This window comes from Staphylococcus nepalensis (assembly GCF_002442935.1).
GTDB classification, from domain to species: Bacteria; Bacillota; Bacilli; order Staphylococcales; family Staphylococcaceae; genus Staphylococcus; species Staphylococcus nepalensis.
Map to the genome: position 1 here is coordinate 2,165,359 of NZ_CP017466.1, position 17,918 is coordinate 2,183,276.

11 protein-coding genes are annotated in these 17,918 nt (G+C 33.3%); 3 read left to right on the forward strand and 8 right to left on the reverse strand.

Annotation, left to right across the window (positions count from 1 at the left end):
- Positions 1–26: 26 nt before the first annotated feature.
- The 6 genes from addA to BJG89_RS10300 form a co-directional block, all read right to left on the reverse strand.
- Positions 27–3,692: a helicase-exonuclease AddAB subunit AddA gene (gene addA / locus BJG89_RS10275; RefSeq protein WP_198401681.1), complete on the reverse strand. Its 3,666-nt coding sequence runs from the start codon at positions 3,690–3,692 to the stop codon at positions 27–29.
- Complete coding sequence (gene addB, locus BJG89_RS10280; protein ID WP_096810501.1) at positions 3,689–7,153, reverse strand: helicase-exonuclease AddAB subunit AddB; 3,465 nt, start codon at positions 7,151–7,153, stop codon at positions 3,689–3,691. Before addB ends, addA begins: the two co-directional genes overlap by 4 nt.
- 303 nt (positions 7,154–7,456) lie before the next feature.
- Positions 7,457–8,029, reverse strand: coding sequence for a signal peptidase I (gene lepB, locus BJG89_RS10285; protein WP_096810502.1), 573 nt, complete (start codon positions 8,027–8,029; stop codon positions 7,457–7,459).
- An 18-nt stretch (positions 8,030–8,047) separates the two neighbouring features.
- Positions 8,048–8,566, reverse strand: coding sequence for a signal peptidase I (lepB, locus tag BJG89_RS10290; RefSeq protein WP_096810503.1), 519 nt, complete (start codon positions 8,564–8,566; stop codon positions 8,048–8,050).
- A gap of 4 nt (positions 8,567–8,570) precedes the next feature.
- The gene (locus BJG89_RS10295) at positions 8,571–9,146 is read right to left on the reverse strand and encodes a TVP38/TMEM64 family protein (RefSeq protein WP_096810504.1); all 576 of its coding nucleotides are present in this window, start codon (positions 9,144–9,146) and stop codon (positions 8,571–8,573) included.
- Positions 9,147–9,529: 383 nt separating this feature from the next.
- Positions 9,530–10,861: a glucose-6-phosphate isomerase gene (locus BJG89_RS10300; RefSeq protein WP_096810505.1), complete on the reverse strand. Its 1,332-nt coding sequence runs from the start codon at positions 10,859–10,861 to the stop codon at positions 9,530–9,532.
- A gap of 340 nt (positions 10,862–11,201) precedes the next feature.
- Between BJG89_RS10300 and BJG89_RS10305 the strand changes: the two genes are divergently transcribed.
- The 3 genes from BJG89_RS10305 (at position 11,202) to BJG89_RS10315 (ending at position 15,053) form a co-directional block, all read left to right on the forward strand.
- Positions 11,202–12,404 (forward strand): argininosuccinate synthase, encoded by a 1,203-nt coding sequence (locus BJG89_RS10305; RefSeq protein ID WP_096810506.1) that lies wholly within the window; start codon positions 11,202–11,204, stop codon positions 12,402–12,404.
- Positions 12,397–13,779, forward strand: coding sequence for an argininosuccinate lyase (gene argH / locus BJG89_RS10310; RefSeq protein ID WP_096810507.1), 1,383 nt, complete (start codon positions 12,397–12,399; stop codon positions 13,777–13,779). Before BJG89_RS10305 ends, argH begins: the two co-directional genes overlap by 8 nt.
- A 299-nt stretch (positions 13,780–14,078) precedes the next feature.
- Entirely contained in the window at positions 14,079–15,053 is a 975-nt protein-coding gene (locus BJG89_RS10315; RefSeq protein WP_096810508.1) for a glycerophosphodiester phosphodiesterase, read from the forward strand.
- Positions 15,054–15,132: 79 nt separating this feature from the next.
- Here the strand turns inward: BJG89_RS10315 and BJG89_RS10320 are convergent, their stop codons facing one another.
- Complete coding sequence (locus BJG89_RS10320; RefSeq protein WP_096810509.1) at positions 15,133–16,377, reverse strand: Glu/Leu/Phe/Val family dehydrogenase; 1,245 nt, start codon at positions 16,375–16,377, stop codon at positions 15,133–15,135.
- 110 nt (positions 16,378–16,487) lie between these two features.
- Positions 16,488–17,678: an ornithine--oxo-acid transaminase gene (locus BJG89_RS10325; protein WP_096810510.1), complete on the reverse strand. Its 1,191-nt coding sequence runs from the start codon at positions 17,676–17,678 to the stop codon at positions 16,488–16,490.
- Positions 17,679–17,918: the final 240 nt, after the last annotated feature.

Consider the following 17,918-nt stretch of genomic DNA (forward strand, 5'->3'; position numbering starts at 1 on the left):
TCAGCTCCCTTTATAAAATAATCATCTTACGATTGATCATCTATTGAAAGTTGACCAAATTTAAAGAAATATAAATAACCTTTTACGGGTACATTTAGGATTGTCTGTAATGTATTTCGGTAATATTCCATTTGAATTTTATAACGAGAACGCAATTGGTTTCCTACTTCATCATCTGACATACTCAAACGACGATTAAACGCATCTGTTTTATAGTCAACAAAATAATATTGATGATTTTTAATAAAAATCAAATCAATCATACCTTGAATAATTGATGCATCCGTTTCAGCATCTTTCAACTGATCTACTTTAGTTTGGTTAACAACAAAAGGTAACTCACGGTAGATATGTTCACTTGTTGCAATGGTTAGATATAAATCGCTTTCCACAAATCTATAAATATCTTCAAATTGAATATCCATTTTTGCATCTTCAGGAATAATAGATTGAGTGATTAATTGATTCACAAACACTTCAATTTCTTCTGGTGTAAGGCGTTCTTGTTTAAATGGCAAATGCTGCATTACGGTATGCATTAAAGTCCCTATCTCATTCGCTTTTCTCTTAGTTTGGTGACTTAAAAATGCGGGTCTCTCATAAGAAGAAGTACCGATACGATATTGGCGTACTCTGTCATAATTTGTGTCAGCCTGTTCTGTTTCTAATTGTCGTTTCAATTCTGATACTGACTGTTTCGATGGTTTTACAACAGCTTGTTTGTAAGGGTACTCATAATTTAATTGCTGGCGTATTTTTGCTTTCACTGGGGTATTGCCAGTATTTGATTGTTCAATATCCGCCACTGTTCGTTGTTCATTTTCTGATACAACTTCTTCTGAAGCAATATCTTCATAAAAATCCGTATTCAATTGGACATGTGGTTTCATTGTTGCATCAATCTCTTCGATCGATTGTTCAAAGCGCATTTCTCTTGGTAAAGATAAAGATTGATATTTTGAAAGTATTGGATATATCAAATCAATCGGTCTTTGCGCTGTAATGCGGTAACTTACTGGTAAATGTGTGTCCGAAACTGAAATTTGCTCGAATTGGGCTAATTCTTTCTCTTCTTTAACGCGCCCCACTAAAAACAACTGTTCCTTAGCACGTGTCAAGGCCACGTAAATCAATCTCATTTCTTCTGAAACCATCTCTTTTTCTGCTATAGCTTTATACGTCACTGATGATAACGAAGGATAAGTTAAATTCGTTTCAACATCAAAGTATGTCATTCCCAATCCATAATTTTGGTTTAAAATGACTGGTTTATGCAATTCATCTCTTCTAAATTTCCTAGATAATCCTGAGTAAATGACATAAGGAAATTCAAGTCCTTTACTGCTATGAATTGTCATCATTCTCACAACATCATCATTAGGACCGATAATGTTTTCTTCTCCAAAATCTTTACCTCGTTCTATGAGCTCATCAATAAATCGAATGAATTGATATAAACCACGAAAACTAGAATTCTCAAATTCAACTGCCTTATTAAACAAACCGTATAAGTTCGCTCGACGGCCTTTACCACCGATAAGACCACTAAAATATTGAATAACATAGTGATCATTGTAAAACTTATCAATAAGCTGATATACAGGGTGGCTCTGACTGTATTCTTGATACATCGCAATATCATTTAAAAATGCTTGTAGTTTTTTCACTAATTTCTTATTAGCAACATCGTGTGCCATATAATGTTGTATAGATTGATAAAAGTAATCATCATTAGGGCTAAACACTCTAATGTTTGATAGCTCATCTTCAGTGAATTGATAAATAACAGAGCGCATTAAACCTACTAAATAGATATCCTGTAACGGATTATCTACAGTTCTTAAAAATGATAATATTAACTGTACTTCTGTTTGTTCAAAATAACCTTCTTTACTATTTACATGAAAAGGAATGTTATGGTCTTTAAACGCTTGTTGAATTTTTCGTGCTTGGCCATATGATCTTTCTAAAATAACAATATCTTTATATGTCGGTTTGCGATATTGTTGTGTTTTTACGTCGTAAATTTCACGTTCATCCATAATTTTTTCAACTTGTTGCACAACATACTCTGCTTCCTGTTCAGAGCCTTTTAAATCTGAAGCGCCATCTTCTATGAGCATATTCAACTGCACATCATGTGGTTCATTGTCAAACGGCGCACCATAATAAAGTTGAGCCGCGTCATCGTAGACGATTTCTCCGACTGCTTCATCCATCATGTGTTTAAATAAATAATTGGTAGTTGTCAGCACTTCGGATCTTGAACGGAAATTTTGGGATAAATCAATGCGCAGACCATACTCTGAACCATCTAAAGTAAAACGGTTATATTTTCCAATAAATAGACTAGGATCTGCTTGACGGAATTTATAGATAGATTGTTTTACATCACCTACCATAAATAAATTTCCGTCAGCCTCTTCCCCGCGCTTAATACATGATAAAATCTTTTCTTGTACTCTATTGGTATCTTGATATTCATCCACTAATATCTCTTCGAATTGTTCACGGTAAGCTTTTGCAATTGTAGATGGTGAACCATCCTCATTCGTTAATATGCGTAAAGCAAAGTGTTCATAATCAGAAAAATCCAACACATTTCGTCCACGTTTTTTTTGGTTAAATCGTTCTATCACGTCGTGCGTTATTTGCGCAAGGTACGAAACTCTTGGTGCTAAGCGTTTCATATCTGATTTTAAATCTTCAGAAGCTCTTGAAAAATAATCGTTTTTTACTTTTGATACTAACTTTTTATAATCATCATAATAAGCTTTGCCATCATCATATGCATCTATCATCATTTCATTAGCTTCTTTAATCTTTTTATCTTTTCTCGGAAACGTTTTTTCAAATTCATGTTGCGTTACGATTTCAGAGTTTATATATCCATCTTCCATCGCTTGCTTTAAAAATTGTTGTTCTCTTTCTATAACTGCAACTTGCTTATCCACTTCTTCAAGCATCATAAATAAATCGTAACTTTTATTTAAAGACTCTAGCGCAGATGTCATAAAAATCATAGCCAATTCGTTTAGCAGCTGTAACAGTGCTTCTTGCTGTTGTTCATTTTCATATGGAACTGAAAGGTTTTGTAACCAATTGACAGGATTAGGATTAGCGACACTAAAGAAATACATTTTTTTGACAATAGCCCTAAGTTGGTCATCATTTCGATCAGAAGACAATTGTTCTGTTAAATCAACAAAATTAGGGTCTAAAATATCATAATGTTGTTCTAACACTTCATCAATCGTTTGCTCAAGTAGTAAAATATTTTCTGCTTCCCCACTTGTTTTAAAGTTTGGATCTATGTCTAATACATCGTAGTGCTGTTGGATTAACTTCAAGCAAAAACTATGCAATGTAGAAATTTGTGCTTGATGAATTTTAATGCGTTGATTTTTCAAATGGGTATTGTCAGGCGATTCAGAATAAGCTTCTTGAATACGTTGATCTACACGTTGTTTCATCTCTCTTGCACTTGCATTTGTAAATGTCACAACGAGTAAACGATCTACGTCAACCTTATCTCTAAGGATACGTTGAATAATACGTTCAACTAAGACAGCTGTTTTACCTGAACCAGCAGCAGCAGCTACGAGTATATCTTGATCTTTAGCGAAGATACTTTTCCACTGATTATCAGTCCATCTGGTATCAGCTGGTTTTACAGGAATCTCACTCATCATTCTTCTTCCTCACTTTCTAATTCCAAATCTTGAACTGCTTCTAGCGGATTGATTGCTTCATCTACAGTTCGATATCTTTTACTGTCAATCATGCCATCTACATGACACACAGGTTTATAATTACAGAAATCGCATGGTAACGTTTGATTATATTTCATTGGTGCAACTTCTGTGTGACCATCCATAATATTAGATGCTGTTTCAATAAAATTCCGTTTATTGTGTTGGATTAATTTATATATAGTCTTTTCATCAGCAACTTTACTATTACGCTTGATGCCGCCATCTTTTTTCAAACCAAGTGGCACAATATCTGAATTATAATTCGGCTCTAACCTTGTATCGAAAGCTTCTAATACAGCATCATCACTGTTCAACAAACCACTTAATTTAAATGATTGAATAAATTCTGTATCACGTTTAGTCTCATTTAATTCATTCCAAGCCAATTTAATACGTGGTTCATGTACATGAAAATACAATAAGCCACCAGGTTTTGTCATATTTGTTAGCCCAAGTCTAGATTTATTCTGCAGTACAATATCCATATACGTCATCATTTGCATTTGCATACCATAATAAACTTTCGTCAAATCGAGCGTACCACTGTATTTAGAAGATTTATAATCAATAATGTTTACAAAACTTTCTTCTCCATGATTATACGTATCGATACGGTCAATTTGACCACGAATATTAATAGGGATGCCTTGTTTTGTTTGTAACGGTTGGGCATATAATTCCTCGTTGTCTCTAGGTTTTCTTCTGAAGCCCGCTTCAAATCGTTGAGGTATAAATTTGCTATAACTGCCTTGATATTTTAATGCAGTTAATGTCGTTTCAACAATAGAACCTATACGTTGTGATAAATATCGATAATAAGCCGTGGAATTTAATAAATTAAATTGTATCTCTGGTAGTATTTCAGATAATGCTTCACTTGTTAATTTATGAATTTGGTTTACATTTAAATTTTTGAAATCACCATTCACTTTTTCTGAAATAAATTTTAACACTTGATGGAAAATATCTCCTAAATCAAAGTTTTCTAATTTATATTTTGTACGCTCATTAAGTCTTAATCCATGTGAAGCGAAATGTTTAAAAGGACATGATTGATAACCTTCAAAACGTGACACGCTTGCATTGATAGTCGTACCGTATAAATCTTTTGATAACGATTCGCTAAGTTGTACCGTTTCGTTATCATAAGTTAATGCTGATAATAGATAAGTCAATCCTTCATTGAGTTGAGCATCGTCTCTCATGACTTGATATGTATCTAGCCATGTATCAGCAACAATCTCATCATCAAGCCAAGCTTTCAGTGATTCGAATAAAGCAATCTTTGTTTGATGAGGATGCTCCATTAATGTAAGTGGGTTTGCTTGATGTTGGTGATGGATATTTTGTATGTCTAGGTTAGTGAATAGTTGTTGAATTTGATTTAAGAATGGACTAGGTTCTTTTTCATCGCCTTTAGTACCCATCAACGAATATGAAAAGGTAACATCTGAACATCCTCGAGTCATAGCAATATAACATACAAATGCTTCATCCATTTGTAATATATCAGCTGTAGGGCTGAGCTCAATAGCTGACTGTTCCTGGAAATATTTCTTTTCCTCATCTGTAATCAGTCCAGATGAACTTACAGTTTGTGGTAGTACACCATCATTCACTCCAACAAGATATATGTGTTGTTTATTATCGACTTTAGCTAAATCCATTGTACCAATACTCACTTGGTCAAGTGTCTGAGGAATCATAACAAACTCTAACTGATCCAATCCAATATCTAACAGTTCTAAAAATCTATTTTGTGTCATCGTTTGAGTACCAAATACAGAAACTAAATCATCTAGCGTTTGGATAAAACCATGCCATAGTTGATCTATTTCTTCAGCTTTACGATGTTCACCCTCCGTATCCAACGTATCACGTTCAGTCATTAATTGACTCGGTAAATCAAATGTTTCTATTGCTTCATAAAATGCCGTAGCAAATTCTACAGCAGTCGAAGCATCAGCCATTTGATTTTCAAAACGCATAATTTTATCTATAACATCCGTTTTTAATTGAATCACTCTTTCAAACGTATGACGTTCTTCATCTGTTAATGGTTGTCGTTTTAAGCCCATTTTTCTAAATTGCTCAACTTGGAAATACTGGTCATCGATCCACCGTTTCCCGTAAACCCCTCGTTCTAATACAAAGTTCTCCAAAATATCAATAAGATATTGGCTATCTTTATATTTTTTTGTTAATACATTGGTTTTAAACAAACGCATTAAGGGATCAAAGTTCCAATTTGTTTGTAGCACTTCAATTAATGATCGGAGCATCTCCATAATAGGATGATGTGTCATTGAAGCTTTAATATCAATGTTATATGGAATATCATACTGGGGTAAAATGGATTCCATTAAATAAGCATATGTTTCATCTCTATATAAAATAGCAATATCTTGAAAGCGTCTACCCAATTCTCGATTTTCTTTTAAGATACGTCTTGCAACTTCATTAATTTCTTCACGCATAACTGATGATTCTATGATAGATATATGGCCTTCTGAAGCGATAGATTCAAATTGTAGTGCATTAAAATTTTGTTCTAGATGCATTAGTTCTTTGTTAGAAAATCTTTGTAAATCATTAAACCGCTTCTTATTCAAACGAATATTTAAGTCATCAGCAATATCTTCAATATGTGTTAATGACTCTGAGGCTTTTCTAAATAAACTAAAGACGTCTTTATCCCCATCAGTCGTTAATGCGACTGTTACTTTTTTCGTATTTTGTACTAAAGCACGAATCATTTGGTATTCAATTGTAGAAAAGTTATGAAACCCATCAATATATATTTCAGCGCGTTTTAACCATTCAGATTGATGCATGAGCGAAATAAAGCGTTGTAAACTATCCTCTGTAGAAACATATTCACCAGTAATTCTATCTTCTAAGTGCTTATAAATTAACGCAATATCTTCTAATTTATGCTTCGTTCTTGTTTGTAAATCATTCGCAGCGACGTATGATTCTAAATCTTGTGGAGAAACTGCATATTTTTTAAAATCTTGTATTTGTTCATAGAGTTTTTCACTGAAACCATAGTATTTAACTTGCGATTGATATAGTTTTAATTCTGATTGGTATGCTTGAATGATGTCATAAATCATCATTTCAGTACCTGCTTTGGATAATTGTTGTTCTGTCAATCCACCAACCTCTTGGAATACTCGATGACTTAAACGTTCGAAATGGAGCACTTCAGTCCTCAAACTACCGTATAAACTTGCATCGTTTACAAAAGCTTGTTCAAGTTGAAAAGTATTTTGTGTAGGTGCAATCAATACAATGGGATCTCCTAACGGATCCTGTTTCATTTTATTTTTTATTTCTTCTATTATATTGTGGGATTTGCCAGTACCGGCTCTCCCGATATATGCATTTAATTCCATTGCATATGCCAACTCCTTTGAATCACATTTTAACATATAACAAATTGTACTTCGTCCATCTTTAATTATTTTGTATTTTTCAATGGGTTGATGACTAATAACCTTACATAGTTTAAATATTACCTTATATAAAAAAGGGCAGAACAGAAATCTATTTTCAAAATCAGATTTCTTAATTCTGCCCTAGGCACAGATAAATCGTAAAAAACTGGAAAAGAAGATATTTCCAAACCAATCTTCTGTTACCTTTATTATGTTTGAGTCCGAAATATTTCAATGTCTCAAGCTTTTTGTACTTTTTATTTATTCATAGTTTGTATCCGGATTAAATCCAAATTTCATTTCATTAAGTGGCCAATATCTAAATGATACTTTACCTACAACTTGGTCTTTATCAATTAAACCAAATGAACGGCTATCTTTACTAACTTCACGGTTGTCACCTAGCACTAGCAATTTATCTTTTGGAATTTTATTTTTACCGTTTACTTGGTTGATATCTTTCGTTTCAAGGCTACCAGTAATGTATTCACCTAATTTATGTTTTTCATTATAATCTAAATAAGGTTCATCTACTTTTTTACCATTAACGATGAGTTGATCATCTTTATATTCTATTTCATCTCCAGGTGTACCAATGACACGTTTGACGTAGTCATTTTCTTTTGTAGCATGAAATACAATAACATTACCTTTTTCTAAACTACCTAGTTTTTGACCTATTAAATTGACTACTACGCGTTCTCCATCTTTAAGCGTCGGATCCATAGAGTCACCCTTTACTGTATATGACTTTGCGACAAAGTTTGTAATCAATAGCACTAACGCTACAGCAACAACGATTGACACAATCCATTCTAATATTTCTTTTTTCACTGTTTACACCTCGTCCATTTAATTAAAGTTTGCTGTGAATCTATCAAAAGGATAATACCTTAAACTGATGTCACCAATAATTTCTTCCTGTCGAACAAAGCCAATTGTTCTAGAATCATGTTTATTATTACGATTATCATTAAGTACAAAATAAACGTCCGGTGGAATAATATCTCCTTCAGACCCTTTAACATTTCTAAGAGATAATTCATCAATACGCGTATCAGTATAACTTTCTTTCACTTGTCTGTCATCTCTATACAACTGCCCTTGTTTAAAAGCAATAGATTGACCAGGTTTTCCGATAATTCTACCAAAATTGGTATCATTACCTTTACGGTACATGATAATATCATTATTATTTAATAAATTAAATGTTGTTTTGATTTTATTAACAATTACACGATCGTCTTGTTTCAATGTCGGATTCATACTTTTATCTTGAATCACAGCACCGGTAATTACAAACGCTTGAATCAATATGACAATAATAATCGCAAATATAATAGAAATCAAATGTTTTACTATCTTACTCAACTTGTCACTCCTCTGGAGAATGCATAAAATATCGCTCAAGCTTCCTACCAATAAACCATACAACCACAATTACAATTATAATCAAAATTAATCTTAATGGGTCAGTAAATAGCGTCGTAATATCATTGCCTAACCATCCAATCAAACCAATCATTATTAATTTCGAACTGAACAATACGACAAGATAAACATGCGCTTTAATATGGGACAAACTCACTACCAAATTAACTAAGGCGCTTGGTGTAAATGGGAAACATAGCAAAATAAAAATGGGGATGACCCCTTTTCTATCTATAAAATGTATCAACCGTTGAACAGATGTACGTTGTTGTAATCGTAGCATATATCGTGTATGGGTTAACCTTCTAAAACATATAAATACAAGATAACTTCCTAGAACAGTTCCTAACCACGCTAATAATGTACCCATCCAAAATCCAAACGCATTTACATTGACAATGACAAATACAATAATAGGTAACACTGGTATAAACGCTTCAATAAAAGGCAATAAAAATCCAACAATATATCCTAAACTGCCAAATAAATCAAACCAATATTGTACTTGCTCTTGAGTCATTTCATCAATCCCCACCATTGTTATTCAACGATTATTATAAGTGTATTATAACTATTTTAAAACAATAAAGTACTCATTTCATCAAATATCAGTCTCAAGTACGAAACAAAGCATCCAATTTTACAGCAATGCAAATCAAAAATAACTACTTATACGCATACACACCATCTCTAATTAAATAAAAATGAGCAGAACAGAAATCTAATTTAAAAAATAAGATTCCTTGATCCTGCTCATACGTAGGTTGGTGAAATTCTCCTTTTAATTTAACGCTATTTTCAGGACTAATCACCTACCAACCATTTAAGTAAGAAACTTGAAATACACGCCCATACAAACCTCTCACTGAATCAAATTGATACATTCAATTTTGCTAAATAAAATTATAAACGTTTTTCTAATGCTTCTTTTTTATCTTCAAATCCTGGCTTACCTAATAAAGCAAACATATTTTGTTTATATGCTTCAACGCCAGGTTGATTAAATGGGTTTACGCCTAATTGATACCCGCTCATTGCACACGCCATTTCAAAGAAGTACACGATATAGCCGAATGTTTCTTCATCCAATTGAGGAATATTAATAACAACATTTGGAACGCCGCCGTCGGTATGAGCTAATAGCGTACCTTCGAATGCTTTTGTATTAACTTCATCAATTGTTTTACCAGCCAAGTAGTTTAAACCATCTAGATTATCACTATCTTCTTCAATAGTAATGCTGTGTTTTGGCTCGTTCACTTTTACTACAGTTTCAAATAAGAAACGACGGCCTTCTTGTACATATTGGCCAAGTGAGTGTAAATCAGTTGTATAATTAGCACTGGATGGATAGATGCCTTTGTAATCTTTACCTTCTGATTCACCAAATAATTGTTTCCACCATTCATTGAAATATTGCATTGAAGGTTCGTAATTAATTAACATTTCTGTATCGTAACCTTTTGCATATAAAATATTACGGATACTAGCATATTGATATGCAATGTTATCTTCTAAGTTTTCAGAAGAAAGTTCTTCTCGTGCTTTAGCAGCACCGCTCATCATAGCTTCAATATCAATACCTGCTACTGCAATTGGTAATAAGCCAACTGCAGTTAATACTGAGTAACGGCCACCGATGTCGTCTGGCACTACAAATGTTTCATAACCTTCATTTGTCGCTAATTGTTTCAACGCACCTTTTTCTTTATCTGTTGTTGCAAAAATACGTTGTTTTGCTTCTTCTTCACCATATTTATTTTCTAAAATTTGTTTAAATAATCTAAATGAAACTGCTGGTTCCGTAGTCGTACCAGATTTTGAAATAACATTAACTGAAAAATCTTTTCCATCTAAATAGTTAATTAATTCTTGTGTATATGTTGAAGATAGATGATTACCTACAAAGACAATTTCAGGGTATTCATCACTATTTCTAAATGCAGGTGTTAGCATTTCAATTGCAGCACGTGCACCTAAATATGAACCACCAATACCAATTACAACAAATACGTCTGAATTTTCTTTAACACGTTTAGAAGCATCTAAAATGCGTGAAAATTCTTCTTTATCATAATTTACAGGCAAGTCAATCCAACCTAAGAAATCATTGCCAGCGCCTGTTCCTTCATGAATCGTTTTATGAATTGATTTAACAATATCTTTTTGTTGCTGTAATTCATGTTCGCCGAAAAATTCTAAAGTTTTACCATAATCTAATTGAATATGAGTCATCTAAATTGCCTCCAGTGTTTTTGATTTCACTAATATTTTACTAAGTTTATTTTTACTATTCAAACAACTAGCCTATAAATCAAATTTTTCTATAAATCATTTACTTTATATTGTTTTAAAATTATAACAATTCCATCAATTATTATATACATTATAAGAAACAAAGGCAAATATTATACCAACGCTATCACAATCATAAAACCAAATTATACATTTTTAGAAATTTCAAGTTTTTGCATATTTATGTATAAAAATGGTTTTATTTTCATTTTTAATCTGCTATACTTACTAATATCAAATTTATAACTAACAAATAAAAATTTTCAATAGAGGTGTAATTATGAAAGAGAAAATCGTATTAGCATATTCCGGCGGATTAGATACAAGTGTGGCAGTAAAATGGTTGATTGATAAAGGTTATGACATTGTCGCTTGTTGTTTAGATGTCGGTGAAGGAAAAGATTTGGATTTAGTTTATCAAAAAGCATTAGACATGGGGGCAGTTGAATGTCATATTATTGATGCTACTGAAGAATTTAGTAATGACTTTGTTTCATATGCAATTAAAGGAAATTTAATGTATGAAGGTACTTACCCACTTGTTTCTGCACTATCAAGACCTTTAATTTCAAAAAAATTAGTAGAAATTGCTAGCAAAACTAACGCTGTAGGTATTGCCCATGGTTGTACTGGTAAAGGCAATGATCAAGTGCGTTTTGAAGTAGCAATTAAAGCTTTAGACCCTGATTTAAAAGTATTTGCCCCGGTAAGAGAATGGGCTTGGAGTCGTGAAGAAGAAATTGATTATGCATTAAAGCATAATATTCCAGTTCCAATCCAACATGACTCTCCATATTCAATCGACCAAAACTTATGGGGAAGAAGTAATGAATGTGGTATTTTGGAAGATCCTTACGCAGCACCACCAAAAGATGCATTTGATTTAACACAAGAAATTGAAGATACGCCAGATGAAGCGGATGAAATTGTATTAACCTTTGAAAAAGGTATTCCAACATCATTTAATGGAGAAACTTATACATTAAGCCAATTAATATTAGAATTAAATAAGCTTGCTGGTAAACATGGTATTGGTAGAATCGATCATGTAGAAAATAGATTAGTGGGTATTAAATCAAGAGAAGTTTATGAAACACCAGCAGCAGAAGTCATTTTAAAAGCACACAAAGCACTTGAAACGATTACTTTGACTAAAGATGTAGCACATTTCAAACCAGTAATTGAAAAGCAATTTTCAGAACAAATATATAATGGTCTTTGGTTCTCACCTTTAACAGATAGCTTAAAAGCATTTGTAGATAGTACACAAGCGTTCGTTTCTGGTGAAGTACGTGTTAAATTATTCAAAGGAAATGCAATTGTAAATGGAAGAAAATCACCACATACATTATATAACGAAAAATTAGCAACTTATACAAAAGAAGATGCATTTAACCAAGCCTCAGCAGTCGGATTCATTGATATCTTTGGTCTACCAACTAAAGTCAATTCTATGTTACATGGTGGTTACTTAAATGAGTAAGAAAGCTTGGGGTGGAAGATTTAGTGAACAACCTGAAGACTGGGTTGATGCGTTTAATGCTTCAGTCCATTTTGATAAAGCACTCATTCAATATGATGTGCAAGGAAGCATTGCCCATGCCACAATGTTAGCCAAACAAAACATTATATCTGATGATGACTGCCATCAAATTATTAATGGCTTAAAAGATATTTTAAAAGATTATGAAGAAGGTAATTTATCACTAGATGTTTCTTTAGAAGATATCCATCTCAATATAGAACATGAATTAATTAAACGTATTGGTGACGCAGGTGGTAGATTGCATACTGGCCGAAGCAGAAATGATCAAGTAGCTACTGATATGCATCTGTATACCAAAGAAGAAGTTACAAAAATTATTGAGTTAATCGACAGTTTTAAACAAACCATTGTCGATATAGCGGAACAACACGTGGATACCATTATGCCTGGTTATACGCACTTACAAAGAGCACAACCTATTTCATTCGCACATCACATCCTCACTTATTATTGGATGTTAAATAGAGACAAATCACGTTTTGAAGATAGCTTAAAACGAATCGATATTTCCCCACTTGGTGCCGCTGCACTAAGTGGAACAACCTATCCCATCGATCGTCATGAAACACAATCTTTATTAAACTTTAGTTCTATTTACGAAAATAGTATGGATGCTGTAAGTGATAGAGACTATATTGTAGAAACATTGCATAATATTTCACTGACGATGGTTCACCTATCTCGTTTTGCTGAAGAAATTATTTTTTGGTCATCTGCCGAAGCACATTTTATAACCTTATCAGACGCGTTTTCAACTGGCTCTTCCATTATGCCACAAAAGAAAAACCCTGATATGGCTGAATTAATTAGAGGCAAGGTTGGTCGTACGACAGGAAACTTGATGAGTATGCTAATGACGCTCAAAGGTTTACCTCTTGCTTATAACAAAGATATGCAAGAAGATAAAGAAGGACTGTTTGACGCAATTCATACTATCAAAGGCTCTCTTCGCATTTTCGAAGGTATGATAGACACAATGACAGTAAATGTGGAATACTTACAACAAACTGTTTATAATGATTTTTCAAATGCAACTGAGCTTGCTGATTATCTCGTTAATAAAGGTGTGCCCTTCAGAACAGCACATGAAATTGTTGGAAAAATGGTATTATGGGCTATTCAACACAATATTTATTTATTAGACGTGCCATTAAATCAATATCAAGAAGCACACGAAAGCATTGAATCAGATATTTATGATTACTTAAAACCTGAAAATTGCGTAAGCCGTCGTATCAGTTATGGATCAACTGGTCAAGCTTCTGTAAAACATCAGTTATCAGTAATTAAACAGCAGTATAATACAAATTAATATGCCTAAGATAAAGCCTGTAAGTTAATTAAGTGAATTAACTTACAGGCTTTTTTTCCAAAATACGTTCTTTATACATTTCATCGCATTTTACTTGAACATGATTCAATATGATTGAAAAATCAAAGTGCCCTTTCTTTTATTGTTTTATTTTATAAAGTTTTTTAAATAATTTAACAGATCGTTATAAAAGTGTTAATTTTATAAATTTTAAATTTTAATATCGTAAATTTCATTCTCATATGTCATTTTATTTTGTACGGTTGATATGTAAATACATACCAAGGAGTGACCTCATTTTGAAAAGCCTAAATAAAGTGATTACAACTAGTATTGCAATTACGTCCCTGTCCCTCATAACAACTACATCGATAATCGAAGCTAGTGGTAGGAATACCAGCAACGCTTCAACTTCAAATCAGACATCTCATAACTCGTATAACTCAAATAACGTACATAATCTGACTGGCGAACAATACACAACAATCGCGCATAGGGGCGCAAGTGGGTATGCCCCAGAACACACCTTTTTCTCGTATGATAAAAGCCACAATGCCATAGGCGCATCCTATATTGAAATCGACTTACAAATGACTAAAGACGGGCACCTAGTAGCGATGCATGATGAAACAGTAGATAGAACCACAAATGGCACTGGAAGAGTTGATGCTTATACGCTCGAAGAATTAAAACAATTAGATGCAGGTAGTAAATTTAATGCTCAAAACCCAAAATACGCTAATTCAAACTATAAAGATGCTAAAATTCCTACATTTAATGAAATATTAGAACGCTATGGCCCAGATGCTAATTATTATATTGAAACCAAATCACCTGATGTTTATCCAGGCATGGAAGAAGCAGTACTTGAAGCACTGGATGCTCACCATTTGCTCAATAAACACTCGCTTAACAATGGTCATGTATTAATACAATCATTTTCAGTTGAAAGTTTAACTAAATTACATCGTTTAAATAGCAATATACCATTAATAAGATTGTTAGATAAAGGTGAATTACCACGTCTATCACAAAAAGATTTCAATCAAATCAGACAATATGCCATTGGTGTAGGTCCTGAATTTACAGATTTAACTGAACAAAATGTAAAGAATCTTAAACGCGCCAGCTTATTAGTTCATCCATTTACAGTCAATAACAAAGAGGATATGTATCGTTTAAACCAATATGGTGTTGATGGTGTTTTCACTAATTATCCTGATTTATATAAACAAGTTATACAAGATGATGGACGACAGCACAACAAAGATTAATGCAAACAAAAAAGTAGACGAAGTTCACTTTATTAATAGAACTTCATCTACTTTTTATTTAATTTCAATCATTGATTAATTAAGCCCAACCACGGTAACGTGCAGCTTCAGCAGTACGTTTAATACCAATAATATATGCTGCTAAGCGCATATCTATTTTTCTGTTTTGAGATAATTCGTAAATGGTATCGAAAGCTGTGATTAGTTTCTCACGTAATTTCGTATTCACTTCTTCTTCTGACCAATAATAACCTTGGTTATTTTGAACCCATTCGAAGTAAGAAACTGTAACACCGCCAGCACTTGCTAACACATCAGGTACAAGCAATTTACCACGTTCTGTTAAGATACGTGTACCAGCTGGTGTTGTAGGGCCATTAGCCGCTTCAACAACGATATCTGCTTTAATATCATTTGCATTATCTTCTGTAATTTGGTTAGCAATTGCTGCTGGCACAAGAATATCACAATCAAGTTCAAACAATGCTTTGTTAGAAATTGTGTCATCGAATAAGTTTGTAACTGTACCAAAACTATCTCTTCTATCTAAAAGATAATCTATATCCAAACCATCTGGGTCATGTAGTGCACCATAAGCATCTGAGATACCAACGATTTTCGCACCCATATCGTAAAGGAATTTGGATAAGAAACTTCCCGCATTACCAAAACCTTGAATAACAATACGTGCCCCTTTAAGGTTTAAACCTCTACGTTTAGCTGCTTGTTCAATAGCAATCACAACGCCTAATGCTGTAGAACGATCGCGTCCTTGTGAACCACCTAAAACAATAGGCTTCCCAGTGATAAATCCTGGTGAATTAAATTTATCTAATGAACTATATTCGTCCATCATCCAAGCCATAATTTGTGAGTTAGTAAATACATCTGGTGCTGGGATGTCTTTTGTAGGTCCAACAAATTGAGATATCGCACGAACATACCCACGAGATAGACGTTCAACTTCATGAATACTCATTTGTCTTGGATCACAAATGATTCCACCTTTACCGCCACCGTATGGTAAATCCACGATGCCACATTTTAATGTCATCCACATAGATAATGCTTTAACTTCTTCAACATCTACATCGGGATGGAAACGTACCCCACCTTTTGTTGGTCCAACAGCATCATTATGTTGAGCACGATACCCTTTGAATGTTTGGACGGTCCCATCATCCATACGTACAGGGATACGTACTTCAAGGAATCTTAATGGTTCCTTTACTAAGTCATACATACCATCATCAAATCCCAATTTATGCAATGCTTCTTTAATAATTTGTTGCGTAGAAGTAACTAAATTATTATTCTCAGTCATGATTCATTTCGCCTCTTTTTCGTTACTAATGATTTCGCTTTCACGATAATTGTAACATAAGATTTTGCTTTTTAAAGGGTTTTCAAAACTTAAGTTACAGAACATTGATTTTATTTAAAAACACTGTTTACTTTGTCTATTGCAAAGTCTAATTCTTCTTTAGAAATGATCAGCGGTGGTGCAAATCTAATCACGGTATCATGGGTTTCTTTACATAATAAACCTGCTTCTTTTAGCTTCTCGCAGTATGGTCTAGCATTTTCATTTAACTCTATACCAATAAATAATCCGCGACCGCGTACTTCTTTAATAGATGGATGTTCAATTTTTTCTAATTCTGATTTAAAATACTCGCCTAATTCTAATGAACGACCTGCTAAATCTTCATCTACTAAAACGTCTAATGCTGCAATAGATACAGCACAAGCTAAAGGATTCCCCCCAAATGTTGAACCGTGAGAGCCAGGTGTAAATACACCTAATACTTCTTCATCTGCAAGTACAACTGAAATTGGAAACACACCACCACCTAGCGCTTTGCCTAAAATATAAACATCCGGTTTAACGTTATCCCAATCAGTAGCAAATAATTTACCTGAACGTCCAAGTCCTGCTTGAATTTCATCAGCGATAAATAAAACGTTATGTTCATCACATAATGCTCTAATTTCTTTTAAATAGCCTTCAGGCGGTACATTAATACCAGCTTCTCCTTGTATAGGCTCGATTAAAATAGCTGCTGTATTTTCATTGATTGCTTTTTTAACTGCATCTATGTTACCAAATTCAACTTTACGGAAACCGTCTAATAAAGGACCATAACCGCGCTGATATTCTGGTTCAGATGATAATGATACGGGTGCCATTGTACGACCATGGAAGTTACCATTGAATGCTATAATTTCAGCTTTATCTGGTTCAATTTGTTTTACATCATAAGCCCAACGACGTGCAGCTTTCAATGCTGTTTCAACTGCTTCTGCGCCTGTATTCATTGGTAAAGCTTTCTCTTTACCAGCTAACTTACAAATTTTTTCATACCATTCGCCTAAATTATCACTATGGAATGCACGCGATACTAAAGTCACTTTATCTGCTTGATCTTTTAACGCTTGGATGATTTTAGGATGTCTATGCCCTTGGTTTACTGCAGAATAAGCAGATAACATATCCATATATTTATTTCCTTCCGGGTCTTTAACCCATACGCCTTCAGCTTCTGAAATAACAATTGGAAGTGGTACATAATTATGAGCACCATAGTGGTTTGTTAATTCAATGATTTCTTCTGATCTTGACATAATATCTCCCCTTTGTGTGAATTGAAATATAATGATTAATTGGCAATACTTATTCATAGCATAACGTATTTATTAACTTTCGAAAACTATTTTCCGAAAATGCTATAAAATCGTAAATTCAAAACTTACAACTAAAGTTTTAAATGCTATGTTTATAAAACCACTAATATAATGTAAGCCCTTACAATAATATAATGACACATTTCTAACTGTTTGCACAAGTCAATTTCAATAAATTTA

Excerpts from the sequence above, each read along its gene's own strand:
- argH (WP_096810507.1), top strand. The coding sequence starts at position 12,397 with ATGAGTAAGAAAGCTTGGGGTGGAAGATTTAGTGAACAACCTGAAGAC.
- BJG89_RS10305 (WP_096810506.1), top strand. The coding sequence starts at position 11,202 with ATGAAAGAGAAAATCGTATTAGCATATTCCGGCGGATTAGATACAAGT.
- BJG89_RS10295 (WP_096810504.1), bottom strand. The coding sequence starts at position 9,146 with ATGACTCAAGAGCAAGTACAATATTGGTTTGATTTATTTGGCAGTTTA.
- addA (WP_198401681.1), bottom strand. The coding sequence starts at position 3,692 with ATGATGAGTGAGATTCCTGTAAAACCAGCTGATACCAGATGGACTGAT.
- addB (WP_096810501.1), bottom strand. The coding sequence starts at position 7,153 with ATGGAATTAAATGCATATATCGGGAGAGCCGGTACTGGCAAATCCCAC.
- BJG89_RS10325 (WP_096810510.1), bottom strand. The coding sequence starts at position 17,678 with ATGTCAAGATCAGAAGAAATCATTGAATTAACAAACCACTATGGTGCT.
- BJG89_RS10300 (WP_096810505.1), bottom strand. The coding sequence starts at position 10,861 with ATGACTCATATTCAATTAGATTATGGTAAAACTTTAGAATTTTTCGGC.
- BJG89_RS10320 (WP_096810509.1), bottom strand. The coding sequence starts at position 16,377 with ATGACTGAGAATAATAATTTAGTTACTTCTACGCAACAAATTATTAAA.